Below are 17,621 nucleotides of genomic sequence, written 5' to 3'. Positions count from 1 at the left end.
ACCACTCCCCCCCCCCCCCCACCCCCCTCCCCCCCCCCCCCCCCCCCCACCCCCCCCCCCCCCCCCCCCCCCCCCCCCGGGCCAGGCGGGACTTTGACGACGGGGCCTAGCGGACGGCCGGCAGCTCCTCGGCCGCGGGGAGCGCCGAAGCCTCGGCCTGGGCGTCGGCCGTCAGGGCCTTCGCGGTGGCCGCGGCCGGGGCGACGGGGGTGGCGTGCGGAGCGCACGTCACGTCCTGGGCGTCGACCTTGCCGGTCAGCAGGTAGGTGTCCACCCGCGTGTTGATGCAGGGATTCAGCAGGCTGGTGACACCGTGCGAGCCGGCGTTCTGCTCGGTGATCAGGCGCGAGCCGGCGAGGCGGTTGTGCAGCGAGACCGCGCCCGCGTACGGCGTGGCCGCGTCACGCTCGGACTGCACGATCAGCACGGGCGGCAGCCCGCGCTTGGAGCGCACGTCGATCGGGGTGCTCTGCTTGGCCTTCCAGGTCGCGCAGGGCAGGTTCATCCAGGCGTTCGACCAGGTCAGGAACGGGTACTGCTCGTGCAGCTTGGTGTTGTCCCTGTCCCACTTGGTCCAGCTGGTGGGCCACTTGGCGTCGGCGCACTCGACCGCGGTGTAGACGGCGTTGCTGTTCTCCGACGCCGCGTTGCCCTTGAGGTCGGACATGTCCGGGGCGATCGCGTCGACCAGCGCCTGCGTGTCACCGGCGACGTAGGCGGCCCAGGTCTTCGCGACGGGCACCCAGGAGGAGTCGTAGTAGGGGGCGCCCTGGAAGAAGCCGATGAGCTCGGCCGGGCCGACGACCCCGCCGATCGGGTTGGCCTTCGCCGTGGCCCGCAGCTCCTGGTACTTGGCCTCGACCTTGGCGCGGGTGTCGCCGATGTGGAAGACCGCGTCGTTCTTGGCGACCCAGTCCTGCCAGTCGTTCCAACGGGTCTGGAAGGCGACGTCCTGGCCGAGGTTGGCCTCGTACCAGATGTTGTCCTGGGCGGGGTCGACCACGCTGTCGACGACCATGCGGCGCACGTGGGTCGGGAAGAGGGTCGCGTAGACCCCGCCGAGGTAGGTGCCGTAGGAGACGCCGAGGAAGTTCAGCTTCTGCTCGCCGAGGGCGGCGCGGATCACGTCGAGGTCGCGCGCGGTGTTCGGCGTGGTCATGTGCGGCAGCATCTCGCCGCTGCGCTGCTTGCAGCCGTCCGCGTAGGAGGCGGCGAGCTTGCGCTGGGCGAGCTTGTCGGCCTCGCTGTCCGGGACCGGGTCCGCCTTGGGGGCCTTGACGAACTCCTGCGGGTCGATGCAGGAGACGGGCGCGGAGTGGCCCACGCCGCGGGGGTCGAAGCCCACGAAGTCGTACGCCTTGGAGGTGTTGACCCACAGGGGGCTCTTGGTGGTGACCCGGCGCGGGAAGCGCATGCCGGAACCGCCGGGGCCGCCGGGGTTGTAGACGAGCGCGCCCTGGCGCTCCTCCTTGGTGCCCGTGCTGCCGATCCGGTCGACGGCGATGTCGATGGTCTTGCCGTACGGCTTGGCGTAGTCGAGCGGCACCTTCACCCAGCCGCACTGGATGGGCTTCTCGAAGCCCCAGTCGGCGGGGCAGTCCTTCCAGTCGACCCCGGTGCGGGCGGCGCGGGCGGCGGCGATCTGCACGCCCAGCACCTCCGGGAGGCGGGAGTCGTTGTCGTACGAGGCCGCCGCGGCCGGCGGGGCCAGCAGCAGGCTCGCCGCCAGCGTTCCGGTGATCAGTGTGGCGGCGCTCCCCAGCGCCGCGTTGCGTATCACGTGGTTGTTCCCCCTGCGTCAAGTGCCACCCTGGGTGGCCGGGTTCGGTCGGGTTTCGGTCATCGACCCGCAGGGGGGATCTTGTCGTCTGACCGGACCCGGCGACAGAGCGGCGCCTACTTCTTTGCCAACCCGATAACCGGAAAGGCGTGTACCGCTGAGCGGTGCCCGATTCGTCGCCCCTTACCGCTGGTAGGTGCGGCAGGCCGCGTCCAGCAACTCCCGCAGCCGCAGGGCGTCCGGGGACAGGGCCGTCACCAGGACGGCCGGACCGGCCAGCGGCGTCACCGCGGCGAACTCCCCCAGCACCGCGGCCGTCGGCGGGTCCTCGGCGAAGGCGGGGTCCACCACGAGGAGTTGGCCGAGGGCCCGGTGACCGGCCAGGCCCGCCGGGCCGTCCCAGCCGCCGGGTGCGCCGGGGCCGCAGGCGAGTTCCTGGTCGAGCAGCGGACGGCCGCCGCGGGTGACGGTGAGTCGGCTGCGCAGCAGGCCCGGGGCCTCGCCCGTGCGCCCCAGGACCTGTTCCTCGCGCAGCAGCAGGCGCGCCGTGGGGGCCAGCCGGACGCGGGTGTGCGCCCGCAGGTCGCTGCCCCGCACCGAGACCAGCGGCTCCGGCAGCCACCGCACTGACGCCCCGTCCTCCAGGGTCAGGTGTACGTCGTACCGCGCGCTCTCGCCGCCCCGTCCGGGCAGGGCCAGCGTGGCCGCCGCCGAGGCGAGGGCGAGGCGGGCGCCCGGTCCGGCGGTGGCCTCGACGGCGAGGTGGTCCCCGCCCAGCGGGGCGCTCATCGCACCGACCAGCATCACTCCGGCCTCGGCGCCGCTCCCGCGGGTGCGGCGCAGCGCGAGCGGCCCCTCCCCCGCCAGCAGCGGCAGGGCGGTGCCGCCCCGCCCGTCGGCGACGGCGCGGATGCGGGCGGTGGCCCGCACGGCCGCCGCGGGCGGGGTGACGGGGGGCGCGCTGGTCACCGTACGGTCCAGGCGGCCATCCGCTCGCGCACCCAGGCGGCGACCGGGGCCACTGCCTCGGCGCTGCGCAGCGACTGGAAGACGACGGGGAGTTCACCGCGCTGCGCGGCGGCGTCGCGGGCCATCCGGTCGAGGTCGGATCCGACGTGGGGGGCGAGGTCGGTCTTGTTGACGACGAGCAGGTCGGCGGTGGTGACGCCGGGGCCGCCCTTGCGCGGGATGTCGTCCCCGCCGGCCACGTCGATGACGAAGATCTGGGCGTCGACGAGTCCGCGGGAGAAGGTGGCGGTGAGGTTGTCCCCGCCGGACTCGACGAGGATCAGGTCGAGCGGGCCGCTCTCCCGGAAGGTCTCCTCCAGTTCCTCCACGGCCTCCAGGTTGGCGGAGATGTCGTCACGGATGGCGGTGTGCGGGCAGGCCCCGGTCTCGACGGCGGTGATCCGCTCGGGCGGCAGGACCGCCTCGCGCAGCAGGAACTCGGCGTCCTCGCGGGTGTAGATGTCATTGGTGACCACGGCCATGGAGAGTTCGGCGCGGAGCGCGCGGCACAGGGCGGCGACGGTGGCGGTCTTGCCGGAGCCGACGGGTCCGCCGAGGCCGATGCGCAGGGCGCGCCGGGTGCCGTCGGGCCGTAGCGGACCGGCGCTGTGGGTGTGCCGGTGGGGGTAGGTCACGGCGTGGTCGAGGTGCACGGGGTGTGTCTCCTTCGGGGGTCAGGAAGCGAAGAGGCGGACCGGCCAGCCGGCATGGGCCTCGGCCGTGATCTCCAGCAGGGGGGAGGAGGCGGCGGGCAGCGCCTGCGGGCCCTCCGTGCGGGCCCGCAGCGCGGCCTCGGCCGCCCGGGCCGCGACGGCGTCGAGGTCGGGAGCGAGCCGGGCCAGGACCCCGCTCGCCTCGAAGGGGTCGAGGCCGAGCAGCCGCACGGTCGCGGTGGCGGGCCCGCTGACGCTCTCGTACGCCGCCACGTGCGCGGCCTCGCGCGGCCCGAGCCCGGCCGCCCGCGCGGTGAGGCCGAGCACGACGGGCTGGTGTGCGCCGCGCGGGAAGCCCGCGGCCAGCGCGTCCAGTTCGGCGGCGGGCCAGGTGGCGCGGGCGGCGCGCAGCAACTGCCGGCCCAGCCGCCGGGCCGCGGTGCGCAGCGCCGGCGAGGGGGTGCGGGCGTCGGCCGCGGCGTCGAGTTCCGCCGGGTCGATCCCGAGCGCGGCGGCCGCGGCGAGCGACGCGGCGGTGAGTCCGGCGGTGTGGAGCCGGCCCCGGCAGAAGTCCTCCAGGGTGGCGGCGTCGTGGATCCGGCCCGCCTTGCAGGCCGCCTCGGCCCCGCCGGAGTGGGCGTGGCCGCCGGCGGGGAAGCGGCCGTCGGCGAGGACGAGCAGCGCGGCGAGGCTCATCGGACTGCCTCCATCAGCGGGGGGCCGCCCATCAGAAGAGGAAGTATCTCTGCGCCATGGGCAGTTCCACCGCCGGCGCCGGTTCCACGGCCTCCCCGTCGATGGTGACGGTGAAGGTGTCGGCGTCGACCTCGACCCTCGGCATGGCGTCGTTGTTCCGCATGTCCGTCTTGGTCACCTTGCGGGTGCTCTCGATGGCCGTGAACTGCTTGCCGAGGCCCAGCCGCTCGGGCAGGTGGTCGTCGAGCGCGGCCTGCGCGGTGAAGTTCAGCGAGTTCAGGGCGGGCGCGCGTCCGTAACTGCCGAACATGGGCCGGGGCAGGACGGGCTGCGGGGTGGGGATGGAGGCGTTGGCGTCGCCCATCTGCGCGTAGGCGATCTGGCCGCCCTTGATGACCAGTTCGGGCTTGACCCCGAAGAAGGCGGGGTTCCACAGCACCAGGTCGGCGAGTTTGCCCTTCTCGACCGAACCGATCTCGCGGGCGAGTCCCTGGGCGACGGCGGGGTTGATCGTGTACTTGGCGACGTAGCGGCGGGCGCGGTGGTTGTCGGCGGGTCCGTCGCCGGGGAGGAAGCCGCGCCGCTTCTTCATCACGTGGGCGGTCTGCCAGGTGCGCAGCACGACTTCGCCGACCCGGCCCATGGCCTGGGAGTCGGAGGAGATGATGGAGATGGCCCCGAGGTCGTGCAGGACGTCCTCGGCGGCGATGGTCGAGGGCCGGATTCTGGATTCGGCGAAGGCGAGGTCCTCGGGGACGGCCGGGTTGAGGTGGTGGCAGACCATCAGCATGTCGAGGTGTTCCTCGACGGTGTTGACGGTGTGCGGGCGCGTCGGGTTGGTGGAACTGGGCAGGACGTTGGGCTCGGAGACCACGGTGATGATGTCGGGGGCGTGCCCGCCGCCGGCGCCTTCGGTGTGGTACGAGTGGATGGTCCGCCCGGCGATGGCGGCGAGGGTGTCGCCGACGAAGCCGGCCTCGTTGAGGGTGTCGGTGTGGATGGCGACCTGGGCGCCGGTCGCGTCGCACACGCTCAGACAGGCGTCGATGACGGCGGGGGTGGCCCCCCAGTCCTCATGGATCTTGAAGCCGAGGGCCCCGCCGCGCAGTTGGGAGTGCATGGCCTCGCGGGACATGGTGTTGCCCTTGCCGAGCAGGCCGATGTTGACCGGGTAGGCCTCCAGCGCCGCGAACATCCGGGCCAGGTGCCAGGGCCCGGGGGTGACGGTGGTGGCCTTGGTGCCCTCGGCCGGTCCGGTGCCGCCGCCGACGAGGGTGGTGATCCCGGAGGCGAGGGCCTCCTCGATGATCGTCGGGGAGATGAAGTGCACGTGCGCGTCGATGGCGCCGGCGGTGACGATCTTCCCGTTGCCCGCGATGATCTCGGTCTCGGGGCCGATGACCAGTGCGGGGTCGACCCCGTCCATGGTGTCGGGGTTGCCGGCCTTGCCGAGGCCGCAGATCCGGCCGTCGCGGATGCCGAGGTCGGCCTTGACCACGCCCCAGTGGTCGAGGACGACCACTCCGGTGATCACCGTGTCGGGGGCGCCCTGTGCCCGGGTGGTGCGGGCCTGCCCCATGGATTCGCGGATCACCTTGCCGCCGCCGAAGACGGCCTCGTCCCCGGCCCGGCCGGGGCCGCCGCAGAGGTCCTGCTCGATCTCGACGAAGAGGTCGGTGTCCGCGAGCCGGATCCGGTCGCCGGCCGTCGGGCCGAAGAGGTCGGCGTACACCTGGCGGGAGAGCTCAGCCATCCAGCGGCCCCCCGGTCTCGCCGCGCAGGCCCGGTACGGTGCGCAGGCCCGCCAGCGGTACGAGTTCCACGGCGACCGGGATGCCCGGCTCGAAGCGGACGGCCGTACCCGCGGCGATGTGGAGCCGGAGCCCGTGCGCGGCGGCGCGGTCGAAGGCGAGGCCCGGGTTGGCTTCGGCGAAGTGGTAGTGGGAGCCGACCTGGACGGGGCGGTCGGCGGCGTTGAGCACGGTGAGGCGGGTGACGGGACGGCCCTCGTTGAGGAGGACAGGGCCGTCCCCGTAGGCGATTTCGCCGGGGATCATGCGGGGCCTCCTTGTCAGACGATCGGGTCGTGGACCGTGACGAGCTTGGTGCCGTCCGGGAAGGTCGCCTCGACCTGGACGTCGTGGATCATCTCGGGGATCCCCGGCATGACCTCCTCGCGGCGCAGGACGGTGCGGCCCGAGGCCATGAGCTCGGCCACGGTGCGGCCGTCGCGGGCCCCTTCGAGGATGTGCGTCGTGATCAGTGCGATCGCCTCGGGGTGGTTGAGGCGGACCCCGCGCGCCCTGCGCTTCTCGGCCACGTCCGCGGCCACGTGGATGAGCAGTCTCTCCTGCTCGTGCGGTGTCAAGTGCACGCGTATCACCAAGTTTCCGTGGACAAGGTCAACAGGGGGCGAGGGTGACCCTAGTGGGCCGACGGCACCGTGTTGACCTGCGCGTATCCGTGCCAAGCAGGTCTTGCCCAACGCAGGGGAAGGCTTTCCGTGCCCACCACCACCGCTTTACCGGATCATGGAGGAGCGGGGGCCACGGAGGTGACCGCCACGCTAGGCGCCGCGCTTTTCCGTTGGGTTAACCCAGGTTTCGGGCAGGCACCGCGCTCAATTCCGTTGCCTCTGCCGGCCGGGGTTCCGTATACAGGGGCGCGAGCGGATGCCCCCACCGAGGAGAGACATGTTCATCAACCCCGTCCGGCACATCACCTTCGACGCTCACGACCCCTACCGGCTCGCCCGGTTCTGGTCCGCGGTCACGGGCTATCCCGTGCACCCCGACGGCGTCGAGGGCGACGACGAGGTCCTGCTGGATCCGGGGCAGCCCGGCGTGCCCGGACTGCTGTTCATCCGGGTGCCGGAGGCCAAGACCGTCAAGAACCGTGTCCACTTGGACATCCAGCCGCCCACGGGTACCCGGGACGAGACGGTCGAGCGCCTGGTCGGGCTCGGTGCGAAGATCGTGGACGACCAGCGCGCGCAGGACGGGGTGCTGGGCTGGGTCGTGCTCGCCGACCCCGAGGGCAATGAGCTGTGCGTCGAGCGCAGCGCGGGGGAACGCGGCCTCGTCTGAGCGGGGCCGTAGTGGGAGGGGTCAGCAGCCGGTGACGCTTCCGGCCGGCGCACCCACGGTCCAGGGCAGGGCGATCCACACGGTCTTGCCGCCGTCCTCCGTCGGGCTCACGGAGAGCCGGCCGCCCGCCTCCGCGGCGAGCCAGCGGATGATGACCATGCCCCGTCCGTTGTCCTGCTGGACGGCGGCGGGGAGCCGCCGGGGCCAGCGGGGGTGACTGTCCGTCACCCCGACGCGCAGCCACTCCTGACGCTCCAGCCGGACGTCGACGGTGAAGGTGGGCGACTGGCCGAACGTATGCTGTACGGCGTTGGTGGCGAGCTCCGAGACGATCAGCCGGACGCTGTCCGCGGTCTCCGCGTCGTCGGGGAGTCCCCATTCGCTCAGCACCTCCGCGACGTAGCGCCGGGCGGCGGAGACCGAAGCGGGATCGCTCGGCAGAGTGACGGATGCTTCCTGGTGATCTGCCATGACGACGGTCCCTTTCCCACCGGGACGCAGCCGCCCCGGATCTGTGCTGGACGCCAGAGTGCCACCCATCGTGCCGCCGTATCAGCCCTTCTCCCAAGATGTGCATATATCTGTCGCTCGATGCGGTGAACTCCGCTACGGAAGAGCGTATTTGGACGGCAGACTGGTGCGAGCTGTGCCGGTGGAAGGAGGCGGACGTGCAGCACGGTCCCGCGGTGCGCCGGCGCAAGCTCGGCGAGGAACTGCGTGCTCTGCGTGACCGGTCCGGGCTCACCAGTGGTGAGGCCGCCCGGATCGTGGGATGGCACCAGTCGAAAATCAGCCGCATCGAGACGGGCCGCAGTGGCGTGAAACCGGAGGACATCCGGTTGCTCCTCGACGCCTACGGGGAGATCGTGCGCCCGGAGCAGCGCGCGTTACTGGAGGCGCTGTCGGCCTCGGCCGCGGGTCCCGGCGACACGGGGCGGGGCCGCCAGTGGTGGCACGACTACCGGGGACTGCTGCCGCAGGAGTACCGGGACTTCATCAGCCTGGAGGCGGGGGCCCGGTCGGCCCGCACCGTGGAACTGTCCGTGGTGCCGGGGCTGTTGCAGACTCCCGGCTACGCCAGGGCCGTGACCAGGGCCGCGCTGGGCGGGCTCCCGGAACCGAAGGTGGACGCGCTGGTCGACGTACGGCTGGCCCGGCAGGCGGTCCTGCGGGCGGATCCGCCGCTGGAGCTGAGCGCGGTGCTGGACGAGGCGGTGCTGCGGCGGCAGATCGGCGGGCCGGGTGTGATGGCGGAGCAGCTGCGGCACCTGGTGGAGGTGTCCCGGCTCCCCCAAGTGCGGCTGCAAGTGCTTCCGTTCAGCGTAGGGGGCCATCTCGGCCTCACCGGGCCGTTCGTCATTTTCTCATTTCCGAACATCGCCGATCTGGATGTGGTGGTACTCGACCATTTGACGAGTAGCCTCTATCTGGAGCGGAAGGAAGACCTAGAGGCGTACAGCGCCGCGTTCCGCACCATCCAGGCGCACGCCCTCCCGCCCCAGGACTCGTCGGATCTCATCAGCTCACTTGCTGGCGACGCGTAAGGAGGCACCCCTGTGTCCGCAACCCCCCCGAGTTCCAGCGGACCTCTGATCAGCGCGCGGTGGCGGCGCAGCAGCCGCAGTACCGGAATGAACAACTGCGTGGAGGCGGCCGTCCTCGATGACGGCCTGCTGGCCGTCCGCGACTCCAAGCGGGCGGACGGCCCGGCCGTGCTCTTCACCGGGCCGGCCTGGGACGGCTTCCTCGCCACGGTCCGGGCGCAGCCCCTTCCGTAACTCCGCCCGAACCCTATGCCCTGTCGTCAAAGTCCCGCCTGGCCCGCGGTGTCCGGCGCCGCACCTCGCCGCGTTGACGACAGGAACTAGCGGTCCGTGGCGCCGGCGGGCGCGGTCCGAAGGATCGTCCCGACGGCCCGCTCGATCTCGTCCTCCGTGAGATCGGCCCGGGCGGTCAGCCGCAGCCGGGAGATGCCGTCCGGCACCGACGGCGGCCGGAAGCACCCCACGGACAGACCTGCCTCGCGGCAGTCGGCGGCCCAGCGCAGTGCCGCCGACGCCGACGGGGCCCGTACCGACACCACGGCCGCGTCCGGCCGGGCCGCGGTCAGGCCGGAGGCGGTCAGCTGCCCGTACAGCAGGGCGGCCACCTCGCGGGCGCGGCCGGCGCGCTCCGGTTCGCGCTGGAGCAGGCGCAGGCTCGCGAGGGCCGCGCCCGCCGCGGCCGGGGCGAGCCCGGTGTCGAAGATGAAGGTGCGCGCCGTGTTGACGAGATGCCGGATCACCTTCGCCGGGCCGAGCACGGCCCCGCCCTGGCTGCCCAGGGACTTCGAGAGGGTCATGGTGGCGACGACGTCGGGCGCGCCCGCGAGCCCGGCCGCGTGCAGCGCGCCGCGGCCGCCCTCGCCCAGGACGCCCAGCCCGTGGGCGTCGTCCACGACCAGGGCCGCGCCCTCGGCGCGGCAGGCGGCGGCGTACGCGGCCAGCGGGGCGGCGTCCCCGTCGACGGAGAACACCGAGTCGCTGACCAGCAGGGCCCGGCCCTCGTGCGCGGCGAGCGTCTTGCGCGCGGTGTCCGGGTCGCTGTGCGCCACCACCGCGGTCTCCGCGCGCGAGAGGCGGCAGCCGTCGACGATCGAGGCGTGGTTCCCCGCGTCGGACACGACCAGCGTGCCCCGGTCGCTGAGCGCGGTGACGGCGGCGAGGTTGGCCGCGTATCCGGAGGACAGGACCAGCGCGGCCTCGAAACCGCAGAAGGCTGCCAGTTCCCGTTCGAGCTCCGCGTGGAGCTCGGTCGTACCGGTGACCAGCCGGGAGCCGGTGGCGCCGGCGCCCCAGCGCTGGGCCGCCTCCTGGGCCCCGCGGATGGTCTCGGGGTGCCGGGACAGGCCGAGGTAGTCGTTGCTCGCGAGGTCCAGCAGGGGCGACGGCGACGGCCGCGGGCGGAGCGTGCGGACCAGCCCGGCCCGCTCGCGCGCGGCCTCCGCGGCATCGATCCAGTCGAAGACACCCACCGGGTCGGGAGTGTGCTGGGGCATCGGCATGTCCTCGCGTTTTGTCGGCAGTCCACAGACCTGCCCGAACCCTAGCCGCCGCGACCTCCGCGCCAGGTGTGGCGATACACACACACCCATCCGGCCATGTTGTGCGATCTCTCCTTGGCCGGGAGCGGTCGTGTGGTCCAGGATCGGGTTCATGGACCTGCTGAACACCCTGGTGGACAAGGGGCTGCGGCGCGAGCTGCCGACCCGCGAAGAAGCGCTCGCCGTATTGGCGACTTCTGACGACGAACTGCTCGACGTGGTGGCCGCGGCCGGCAAGGTGCGCCGCCAGTGGTTCGGGCGTCGGGTCAAGCTGAACTACCTGGTCAACCTGAAGTCGGGCCTGTGCCCCGAGGACTGCTCCTACTGCTCCCAGCGCCTCGGATCGAAGGCCGAGATCCTCAAGTACACGTGGCTGAAGCCGGAAGAGGCCTCCCAGGCCGCGGCCGCCGGTGTCGCGGGCGGCGCGAAGCGCGTCTGCCTGGTCGCCAGCGGCCGCGGGCCGACGGACCGGGACGTGGACCGGGTCGGCAAGACGATCGAGGCGATCAAGGAGCAGAACGAGGGCATCGAGGTCTGCGCGTGCCTCGGGCTGCTCTCGGACGGGCAGGCGGAGCGGCTTCGGGACGCGGGCGCGGACGCGTACAACCACAACCTCAACACCTCCGAGGCGACGTACGGTCAGATCACCAAGACCCACACCTACGCGGACCGGGTCGACACGGTGCAAAAGGCGCACGCCGCCGGTCTGTCCGCCTGCTCCGGCCTGATCGCGGGCATGGGCGAGAGCGACGAGGACCTGGTCGACGTCGTCTACTCGCTGCGCGAGCTGGACCCCGACTCGGTGCCGGTCAACTTCCTGATCCCCTTCGAGGGCACCCCCCTCGCCAAGGAGTGGAACCTCACCCCGCAGCGCTGCCTGCGGATCCTCGCCATGGTGCGCTTCGTCTGCCCCGACGTCGAGGTCCGGCTCGCGGGCGGCCGCGAGGTGCACCTGCGCTCGATGCAGCCGCTGGCCCTGCACCTGGTCAACTCGATCTTCCTGGGCGACTACCTGACCAGCGAGGGCCAGGCCGGCCAGGCGGACCTCGACATGATCGCGGACGCCGGTTTCGAGGTGGAGGGCGCCGGTACGACGACCCTGCCCTCGCACCGCTCCGACGCGGCGGCCGCGGCCCCCGGCGGCGGTTGCGGCTCGAACGGCGGCGCCTCCCTCTGCGGTTCGGGTGCGGACGCGGCTGCGGCCGGCGAGGCCCCGGCGGGCTGCGGCTCGGCGTGCGGCGGCTGCTCGGGGCACGGGCACGCGGAGGCGACGCCCGTACGGGCTCAGGCCGAGGCCGGCGAGGTCCGCTCGGACCTGGTGGCCGTGCGGCGCCGCGGGGCGGGAACGGACGTCGCCCCCAATGCCTGATCAGCACGACCAGCTGTCGGCCGGCGCGGAACTCCTCGCGCTGGACCGCCAGCACGTCTGGCACCCGTACGGCCCGATGCCCGGGCGGCAGGAACCGCTGGTCATCGCCTCCGCCTCGGGGGTGCGGCTGCGGCTGGCCGAGCCCTCCCAGGGGCAGGGCCACGACGAGCTCGTCGACGGCATGTCCTCCTGGTGGTCGGCGATCCACGGCTACAACCACCCGGTACTCAACGAGGCCGTGACCGCGCAACTGGGCCGTATGTCGCACGTGATGTTCGGCGGACTCACCCACGAGCCCGCCGTCCGGCTGGCCGCGCGGCTCGTCGAGATCACCCCGGCGGGGCTGGAGCACGTCTTCCTCGCCGACTCGGGCTCGGTGTCGGTCGAGGTCGCGGTCAAGATGTGCCTGCAGTACTGGCGTTCACTGGGGCGGTCGGGCAAGACCCGGCTGCTGACCTGGCGCGGCGGTTACCACGGGGACACCTGGCAGCCGATGGCCGTGTGCGACCCCGAGGGCGGCATGCACGAGCTGTGGCAGGGTCACCTGCCGCGGCAGGTCTTCGCGGACGCGCCGCCCGGAGGCTTCGACACCCCCGTGGACCCGGCCTACGCCGACCACCTGCGCTCGCTCGTCGCCGCGCACGCGGACGAGCTGGCCGCGGTGATCGTGGAGCCCGTGGTCCAGGGGGCCGGCGGCATGCGCTTCCACAACCCGGGCTACCTGCGGGTGCTGCGGGAACTGTGCGACGAGTACGGGGTCCTGCTGATCCTGGACGAGATCGCGACGGGCTTCGGCCGCACGGGCGCGCTCTTCGCGGCCGACCACGCGGGGATCACCCCCGACGTGATGTGCCTGGGCAAATCACTGACCGGCGGCTACCTCACCCTCGCCGCGACCCTGTGCACGGAGCGGGTGGCCGACGGGATCTCCCAGGGCGAGGTCCCGGTGCTCGCGCACGGGCCGACGTTCATGGGCAACCCGCTCGCCACCGCCGTGGCGCTCGCCTCCGTGGACCTCCTCCTCGGGCAGGACTGGGCGACCGAAGTCAAGCGGATCGAGGCGGGCCTGCGCGAGGGGCTGGCGGCCGCGGCCGCGGTCCCCGGCGTGCGGGACGTACGCGTCCTGGGCGCGATCGGCGTGGTGCAGCTCGACCACGAGGCCGACGTGGCGGCGGCGACCCGGGCCGCGGTGCGCGAGGGCGTGTGGGTGCGCCCGTTCCGCGACCTGATCTACGTGATGCCCCCGTTCGTCACCGGCGACGCCGACGTGGCCCGTATCTGCCGTGCGGTGTGCGCGGCCGCGCAGGAAGGCTGAGATGTCCGTATGGGTCGTGTCCGGGACGGGCACGGAGATCGGCAAGACGGTGGTCACCTCGGCGGTCGCGGCCGCGGCGGTGGCGGCCGGCCGTACGGTGGCGGTGCTCAAGCCCGCGCAGACGGGCGTCGGGCCGCAGGAACCGGGGGACGCCGCTGAGGCGGTCCGGCTGGCCGGCTCCTCCGTCACGGCGGTGGAACTGGCCCGCTACCCCGAACCCCTGGCCCCGAACACCGCGGCGCGCCGGGCGGGGCTGGCGGCCGTCTCCCCGGCGCAGGTCGCGGAGGCCGCGCGGCAGTTGTCCGCGGACCACGACCTGGTCCTGGTGGAAGGTGCGGGCGGGCTGCTCGTGCACTTCGACGACGAGGGCAACACCCTGGCCGACGCGGCCCGCCTCCTCGGCGCCCCGACCCTGATCGTCGCCCCGGCGGGTCTCGGGACCCTCAACTCCACCGCCCTCACGGCGCAGGCCCTGCGGGCCCGCGATCTGGCGGCGCTGGGCGTGGTGGTGGGCAGCTGGCCGCAGAGCCCGGACCTGGCCGCCCGCTGCAACCTGGCGGACTTCCCCCGGACCTCGGGCCTGCCCCTGCTGGGCGCCGTCCCCGAGGGGTCGGGAGCCCTGCCGCCGGAGCGGTTCCGCACCGCGGCCCCGACCTGGCTGGCCCCCGGCCTGTCGGGCACCTGGTCGGCGCAGGCGTTCCTCGCCGCCTGGTCTCCCCCGGCCTACGGCGCCCCGGCGGACGCCTGAGGCAGGTCCACGCACCCCGGCCGCGAGACGCCCCTCAACCGAGCGACTTGACCCAGCGGGTCCACTGCTCCTGCGGGCTGTACCCCACCGCGTCCCACACCCGGTGCGCCCGCTCGTTGCGGTCGAGCACCATCGCGTCGCCCCGGCGGCCGCCGAGCTCCGTGAACCGTTGCTCGGCGGCCGCCAGCAGCGCCGCCGCGATTCCCTGCCTGCGGTACCCCGGGTGCACGGCCAGCCGGTACAGGTGGCAGCGCCAGCCGTCGAACCCGGCGATCACCGTCCCGACGAGCTCGCCGTCGCGCCGGGCGAGCAGCAGGGCGTCCGGGTCCCGGTCGTGGAGGCGCTCGACGCCGGCGAGGTCGTCGCTGATACTCGTGCCCTCGGCGGCGGCCTTCCAGAAGTCCAGGACGGCGTCGAGGTCGGCAGCCGACGCGGGGCCGATATGAAGATCACTCATGTCCCGATCCCATCACCCGGCCGCGCTCCCCCAAAAGAATGATCCGCCGCCTTTGCCCGTCCTTTACCATGGGTGCAAAGGTCCCCTCAGGTGAAAGGTGTGAGCGTCCGCCCATGGGCGAGCCTCCCAGTCCACGACATAGCCGTTCGCGACATCGCGCGGTACCCCTCCTCCTGGCCGATCATGGGACGGAGGTGATCGACCGATGACCGAAGTGCTCCTGCTCGTCGTGGCACTGCTGCTCTGCGTCGCCTGCGGGGTCTTCGTCGCGGCCGAGTTCTCGCTGACGACCGTCGAGCGCAGCGAGCTCGAACGGGCCGTCGAACGCGGCGAACGCGGGGCCGACAGCGCCCTGGCAGCCGTCCGCACCCTGACGTTCCAGCTCTCCGGCGCCCAGCTCGGCATCACCGTGACCGGCTTGGTCATCGGCATGATCTCCAAGCCCTCGATCTCCACCCTGCTCCAGGGCCCCTTGCAGTCCGTGGGTCTGTCGGCCTCAGCCGCGTCCTCCACCGCCCTGGTGCTCGGCACCGTGGTGTCGACGGTCGTCCTGATGGTCATCGGTGAGCTGGTGCCCAAGAACTGGGCCATCTCCTCCCCCTTGGCGATCGCCAAGCGCGTCTCCACGATGCAGCGGGTCTTCAGCCGGGCCTTCAAGCCCCTGATCAGCCACCTCAACACCACCGCGAACCACATGGTGCGCCGCTTCGGCATGGAGCCGGCCGAGGAGCTGGCCTCCGCGCGCACACCGCAGGAGCTGGTGGCGCTGGCGCGGCACTCCGCGAAGGCGGGCGCCCTGGAGAAGGACACCGCCGAGCTGTTCGTGCGGACCCTGAATCTGGCCGATCTGACCGCGGAGAACGTGATGACCCCGCGCGTCCAGGTCACCGCCCTCGACGTGCAGACCACCGCGGGGGACGTGGCGAACGCGACGCTGGCCACCGGCCTGTCCCGTTTCCCCGTCTACCGCGGCAGCCTCGACACCGTCGTCGGCACGGTCCACATCAAGGACGTGCTGGCGCTGCCCGCCGAGGAGCGTTACCGCTATCCGGTGGCGCAGCTGCTGCGCGAGCCCCTGCTCGTACCGGAGTCCCTGACCGTGGACCGGTTGCTGGACCGGCTGTCCGGCAAACAGACGATGGCCGTGGTCATCGACGAGTACGGCGGCACGGCCGGGGTGGCCACGCTGGAGGACATCGTCGAGGAGGTGGTCGGCGAGGTCCGCGACGAGCACGACCCCCACGAGACCTCGGACCTGGCCCCGGCCGGTACGGACGACTCCGGGCGCCTGCTCTACTCCGCCGACGGCGCTGCGCGCACCGATCAGCTCCAGCGGATCGGCCTGCGGGTGCCGGACGGGCCGTACGAGACCCTGGCCGGCCTGATAGCGACGGAGCTGGGCCGGATCCCGGCCGTCGGCGACCGTCTGGAGCTGGGCGGCTGGCGGCTGGACGTGGTGGACGCGGGCGGGCGACGGGCCGCGCGGGTGCTGCTGCACGCCCCGGCCGAAGCGGCTGACGACCCGAAGGGGGACGCCCGATGACCGTGATCCAGCTGTTGATCGGTCTGGCGACCCTGGTGGTCAATGCCTTCTTCGTCGGCGCCGAGTTCGCGATGATCTCGGTCCGGCGCAGCCAGATCGAGCCGTACGCCGAGCAGGGCGACCGGCGGGCCCGCGCCGTCCTGTGGGGCCTGGAGCACCTGTCGGCGCTGATGGCAGCGGCCCAGCTGGGCATCACGCTGTGCACCCTGGTGCTGGGTGTGGTGGCCGAGCCGGCCATCGCCCACCTGCTCACCCCGATGTTCGACGCCGTCGGGGTGCCGGGCGGCGTGACGCACGCCGTCTCCTTCGTCGTGGCCCTGGCCCTGGCGACGTACCTGCACATGCTCTTCGGCGAGATGGTGCCGAAGAACGTCGCCCTGTCGGAGCCGGTGCGCACCGCGCTGCTGCTGGGACCGCCGCTGGTGGCCCTGACGCGGGGGCTGAGGCCGGTGATCTTCGCGATCAACGCCTTCGCCAACACCCTGCTGCGGCTGCTGCGCGTCGAGGCCAAGGACGGGGTCGCCGCGACCTTCTCGGACGATGAGCTCGCGCGGATGGTCAAGGACTCCAGTGACGCCGGGCTCATCGACGACCGGGCGAGCGAGCGCCTGCACGACGCCCTGGAGCTGGGCCGCCGACCCGTGCGGGACGTGGTGCTGCCGGCCGACCGGGTGGTGCCGGCGCGGGAGGGCATCACGCCGGCCGGGCTGGAGCGGCTCGCGGCCGAGTCCGGTTACTCCCGTTTCCCGGTCATCGACGCGCAGCGCGGCATCCTCGGCTACCTGCACGTGAAGGACGCCCTGGAGGCGGACGCACAGGACGAGCCGTTCCCGGTCTCGGCGCTGCGGCCGATCGCCCAGGTCCGGGCGGAGACCCCGCTGGACGACGTGCTGACCGCCATGCGGCGCAGCCGTACGCACCTGGCGGCGGTCCTCGGTGCCGACGGGACCATGACGGGGCTGGTGACGATGGAGGACGTCCTGCGGGAGCTGTTCGGCAGGCCCGCGTCCGCCTGAGCCGTCCGGGACGCGTGGTCCCTGGCCCTCCGGGGCCGGGGTACCGCGCGGTAACATCATGGCGCCATGGATATGAACACCTCTTACAGCAGTCTCGTCGCGGTCGGCGACTCCTTCACCGAGGGCATGTCCGACCTCCTTCCGGACGGCTCCTACCGGGGCTGGGCCGACCTGCTGGCCGCCCGCCTCGCCGCGCGGGAACCGGGTTTCCGCTACGCGAACCTCGCGGTCCGCGGGAAGCTGATCGGGCAGATCGCCGAGGACCAGGCACCGGTGGCGGCGGCCATGGGCGCCGACGTGGTGACCCTGGTGGGCGGGCTGAACGACGCGCTGCGCCCCAAGGTGGACATGGGCAGGGTCCGGGCCCACCTGGAGTCCGCCGTGGAGATCCTCGCGCCCTGCTGCAAACACCTCGTCCTGATGCGCTCCCCGGGGCGCAACGGGCCGGTGATGGAACGCTTCCGGCCGCGCATGGAAGAGCTCTTCGTCATCATCGAGGAGCTCGCCGACCGGCACGGCGCCCTGGTGGTGGACCTGTACGGGGCACCGGCGCTCGGGGACCCGCGGATGTGGGACGTCGACCGGCTGCACCTGACGGCCGAGGGCCACCGCCGGGTGGCGGAGGCAGTGTGGCAGGCACTGGGCCTGCCCGCCGAAGAGGAGTGGCGCACGGAACTGCCCGCCGCCGCGCCGCCTGGCTGGGCGGTGCGCCGGACGCAGGACCTGAGCTTCGCCCGCCGGCACCTGCTCCCCTGGATCGGCCGCCGCCTGACGGGCCGCTCCTCCGGTGACGGCCGCCCGGCCAAGCGCCCCGAGCTGCTGCCCTACATGCCCTACGAGGACCCCGCGGTCTCGTAGCAAGCCACAA

Annotated in this window: 19 protein-coding genes; 9 read left to right on the top strand and 10 right to left on the bottom strand. The window is 72.9% G+C overall.

Annotation, left to right across the window (positions count from 1 at the left end; translation table 11 throughout):
* Positions 1-106: 106 nt before the first annotated feature.
* The 7 genes from AC07DU_RS00490 to AC07DU_RS00460 form a co-directional block, all read right to left on the bottom strand.
* Positions 107-1,780 carry an alpha/beta hydrolase gene (locus AC07DU_RS00490; protein WP_360898420.1) on the bottom strand — a complete coding sequence of 558 codons (1,674 nt, stop codon included), beginning with the start codon at positions 1,778-1,780 and terminating at the stop codon, positions 107-109.
* A 183-nt stretch (positions 1,781-1,963) separates the two neighbouring features.
* Entirely contained in the window at positions 1,964-2,749 is a 786-nt protein-coding gene (locus tag AC07DU_RS00485) for an urease accessory protein UreD (RefSeq protein WP_479108800.1), read from the bottom strand.
* Positions 2,746-3,441 (bottom strand): urease accessory protein UreG, encoded by a 696-nt coding sequence (gene ureG, locus AC07DU_RS00480; protein WP_479108799.1) that lies wholly within the window; start codon positions 3,439-3,441, stop codon positions 2,746-2,748. Before ureG ends, AC07DU_RS00485 begins: the two co-directional genes overlap by 4 nt.
* Before the next feature lie 21 nt (positions 3,442-3,462).
* Entirely contained in the window at positions 3,463-4,137 is a 675-nt protein-coding gene (locus AC07DU_RS00475; protein WP_453373548.1) for an urease accessory protein UreF, read from the bottom strand.
* Between the two features lie 31 nt (positions 4,138-4,168).
* On the bottom strand, positions 4,169-5,890 hold the full coding sequence (locus AC07DU_RS00470) for an urease subunit alpha (RefSeq protein WP_453373549.1): 1,722 nt from the start codon (positions 5,888-5,890) through the stop codon (positions 4,169-4,171).
* Positions 5,883-6,194 carry an urease subunit beta gene (locus tag AC07DU_RS00465; RefSeq protein ID WP_360898410.1) on the bottom strand — a complete coding sequence of 104 codons (312 nt, stop codon included), beginning with the start codon at positions 6,192-6,194 and terminating at the stop codon, positions 5,883-5,885. Before AC07DU_RS00465 ends, AC07DU_RS00470 begins: the two co-directional genes overlap by 8 nt.
* A 14-nt stretch (positions 6,195-6,208) precedes the next feature.
* Positions 6,209-6,511, bottom strand: a complete 303-nt coding sequence (locus AC07DU_RS00460; RefSeq protein ID WP_453373550.1) for an urease subunit gamma — start codon at positions 6,509-6,511, stop codon at positions 6,209-6,211.
* A gap of 319 nt (positions 6,512-6,830) precedes the next feature.
* Between AC07DU_RS00460 and AC07DU_RS00455 the strand changes: the two genes are divergently transcribed.
* Entirely contained in the window at positions 6,831-7,223 is a 393-nt protein-coding gene (locus AC07DU_RS00455) for a VOC family protein (RefSeq protein ID WP_479108798.1), read from the top strand.
* A 21-nt stretch (positions 7,224-7,244) separates the two neighbouring features.
* Here the strand turns inward: AC07DU_RS00455 and AC07DU_RS00450 are convergent, their stop codons facing one another.
* Entirely contained in the window at positions 7,245-7,694 is a 450-nt protein-coding gene (locus AC07DU_RS00450; RefSeq protein WP_360898404.1) for an ATP-binding protein, read from the bottom strand.
* A 197-nt stretch (positions 7,695-7,891) separates the two neighbouring features.
* Here AC07DU_RS00450 and AC07DU_RS00445 point away from each other — a divergent pair, with 197 nt between their 5' ends.
* Positions 7,892-8,767, top strand: a complete 876-nt coding sequence (locus tag AC07DU_RS00445) for a helix-turn-helix domain-containing protein (protein WP_360898402.1) — start codon at positions 7,892-7,894, stop codon at positions 8,765-8,767.
* A gap of 12 nt (positions 8,768-8,779) precedes the next feature.
* Positions 8,780-9,001, top strand: coding sequence for a DUF397 domain-containing protein (locus tag AC07DU_RS00440; protein WP_360898400.1), 222 nt, complete (start codon positions 8,780-8,782; stop codon positions 8,999-9,001).
* An 86-nt stretch (positions 9,002-9,087) separates the two neighbouring features.
* Here the strand turns inward: AC07DU_RS00440 and AC07DU_RS00435 are convergent, their stop codons facing one another.
* The gene (locus AC07DU_RS00435) at positions 9,088-10,260 is read right to left on the bottom strand and encodes an 8-amino-7-oxononanoate synthase (RefSeq protein WP_360898398.1); all 1,173 of its coding nucleotides are present in this window, start codon (positions 10,258-10,260) and stop codon (positions 9,088-9,090) included.
* 157 nt (positions 10,261-10,417) lie between these two features.
* Here AC07DU_RS00435 and bioB point away from each other — a divergent pair, with 157 nt between their 5' ends.
* From bioB to bioD, 3 genes are read left to right on the top strand one after another with little or no spacing between them, the layout of a single operon-like run.
* Positions 10,418-11,674, top strand: coding sequence for a biotin synthase BioB (gene bioB / locus AC07DU_RS00430; protein ID WP_360898396.1), 1,257 nt, complete (start codon positions 10,418-10,420; stop codon positions 11,672-11,674).
* Entirely contained in the window at positions 11,667-12,989 is a 1,323-nt protein-coding gene (locus AC07DU_RS00425; protein ID WP_479036838.1) for an adenosylmethionine--8-amino-7-oxononanoate transaminase, read from the top strand. The genes bioB and AC07DU_RS00425 overlap by 8 nt, the downstream gene beginning before the upstream one ends.
* A gap of 1 nt (position 12,990) precedes the next feature.
* Positions 12,991-13,737, top strand: a complete 747-nt coding sequence (gene bioD, locus AC07DU_RS00420; protein ID WP_479108797.1) for a dethiobiotin synthase — start codon at positions 12,991-12,993, stop codon at positions 13,735-13,737.
* Between the two features lie 34 nt (positions 13,738-13,771).
* Here bioD and AC07DU_RS00415 read toward each other — a convergent pair whose 3' ends face one another.
* Positions 13,772-14,194 carry a GNAT family N-acetyltransferase gene (locus tag AC07DU_RS00415; RefSeq protein WP_479108796.1) on the bottom strand — a complete coding sequence of 141 codons (423 nt, stop codon included), beginning with the start codon at positions 14,192-14,194 and terminating at the stop codon, positions 13,772-13,774.
* A gap of 205 nt (positions 14,195-14,399) precedes the next feature.
* Here AC07DU_RS00415 and AC07DU_RS00410 point away from each other — a divergent pair, with 205 nt between their 5' ends.
* The 3 genes from AC07DU_RS00410 to AC07DU_RS00400 all read left to right on the top strand — a co-directional run bounded on the left by AC07DU_RS00410 (position 14,400) and on the right by AC07DU_RS00400 (position 17,611).
* Positions 14,400-15,737: a hemolysin family protein gene (locus tag AC07DU_RS00410; protein WP_360898388.1), complete on the top strand. Its 1,338-nt coding sequence runs from the start codon at positions 14,400-14,402 to the stop codon at positions 15,735-15,737.
* Entirely contained in the window at positions 15,734-16,753 is a 1,020-nt protein-coding gene (locus AC07DU_RS00405) for a hemolysin family protein (RefSeq protein ID WP_360898386.1), read from the top strand. The genes AC07DU_RS00410 and AC07DU_RS00405 overlap by 4 nt, the downstream gene beginning before the upstream one ends.
* Positions 16,754-16,819: 66 nt before the next feature.
* Complete coding sequence (locus AC07DU_RS00400) at positions 16,820-17,611, top strand: SGNH/GDSL hydrolase family protein (protein WP_479108795.1); 792 nt, start codon at positions 16,820-16,822, stop codon at positions 17,609-17,611.
* The last annotated feature ends 10 nt before the right edge of the window (positions 17,612-17,621 follow it).

The sequence above is a fragment of the Streptomyces sp. NPDC045695 genome, from assembly GCF_056432025.1.
The sequence above is the reverse complement of the archived record's forward strand: the minus strand, read 5'-3'. Positions and strand labels throughout refer to the sequence as shown.

Bases quoted from the DNA above. Each gene is read 5' to 3' on its own strand.
- AC07DU_RS00425 (WP_479036838.1), top strand. From the start codon at position 11,667: ATGCCTGATCAGCACGACCAGCTGTCGGCCGGCGCGGAACTCCTCGCG.
- AC07DU_RS00455 (WP_479108798.1), top strand. From the start codon at position 6,831: ATGTTCATCAACCCCGTCCGGCACATCACCTTCGACGCTCACGACCCC.
- AC07DU_RS00400 (WP_479108795.1), top strand. From the start codon at position 16,820: ATGGATATGAACACCTCTTACAGCAGTCTCGTCGCGGTCGGCGACTCC.
- AC07DU_RS00415 (WP_479108796.1), bottom strand. From the start codon at position 14,194: ATGAGTGATCTTCATATCGGCCCCGCGTCGGCTGCCGACCTCGACGCC.
- AC07DU_RS00470 (WP_453373549.1), bottom strand. From the start codon at position 5,890: ATGGCTGAGCTCTCCCGCCAGGTGTACGCCGACCTCTTCGGCCCGACG.
- AC07DU_RS00435 (WP_360898398.1), bottom strand. From the start codon at position 10,260: ATGCCCCAGCACACTCCCGACCCGGTGGGTGTCTTCGACTGGATCGAT.
- AC07DU_RS00450 (WP_360898404.1), bottom strand. From the start codon at position 7,694: ATGGCAGATCACCAGGAAGCATCCGTCACTCTGCCGAGCGATCCCGCT.
- AC07DU_RS00410 (WP_360898388.1), top strand. From the start codon at position 14,400: ATGACCGAAGTGCTCCTGCTCGTCGTGGCACTGCTGCTCTGCGTCGCC.
- AC07DU_RS00465 (WP_360898410.1), bottom strand. From the start codon at position 6,194: ATGATCCCCGGCGAAATCGCCTACGGGGACGGCCCTGTCCTCCTCAAC.
- bioD (WP_479108797.1), top strand. From the start codon at position 12,991: ATGTCCGTATGGGTCGTGTCCGGGACGGGCACGGAGATCGGCAAGACG.
- AC07DU_RS00405 (WP_360898386.1), top strand. From the start codon at position 15,734: ATGACCGTGATCCAGCTGTTGATCGGTCTGGCGACCCTGGTGGTCAAT.
- AC07DU_RS00475 (WP_453373548.1), bottom strand. From the start codon at position 4,137: ATGAGCCTCGCCGCGCTGCTCGTCCTCGCCGACGGCCGCTTCCCCGCC.
- bioB (WP_360898396.1), top strand. From the start codon at position 10,418: ATGGACCTGCTGAACACCCTGGTGGACAAGGGGCTGCGGCGCGAGCTG.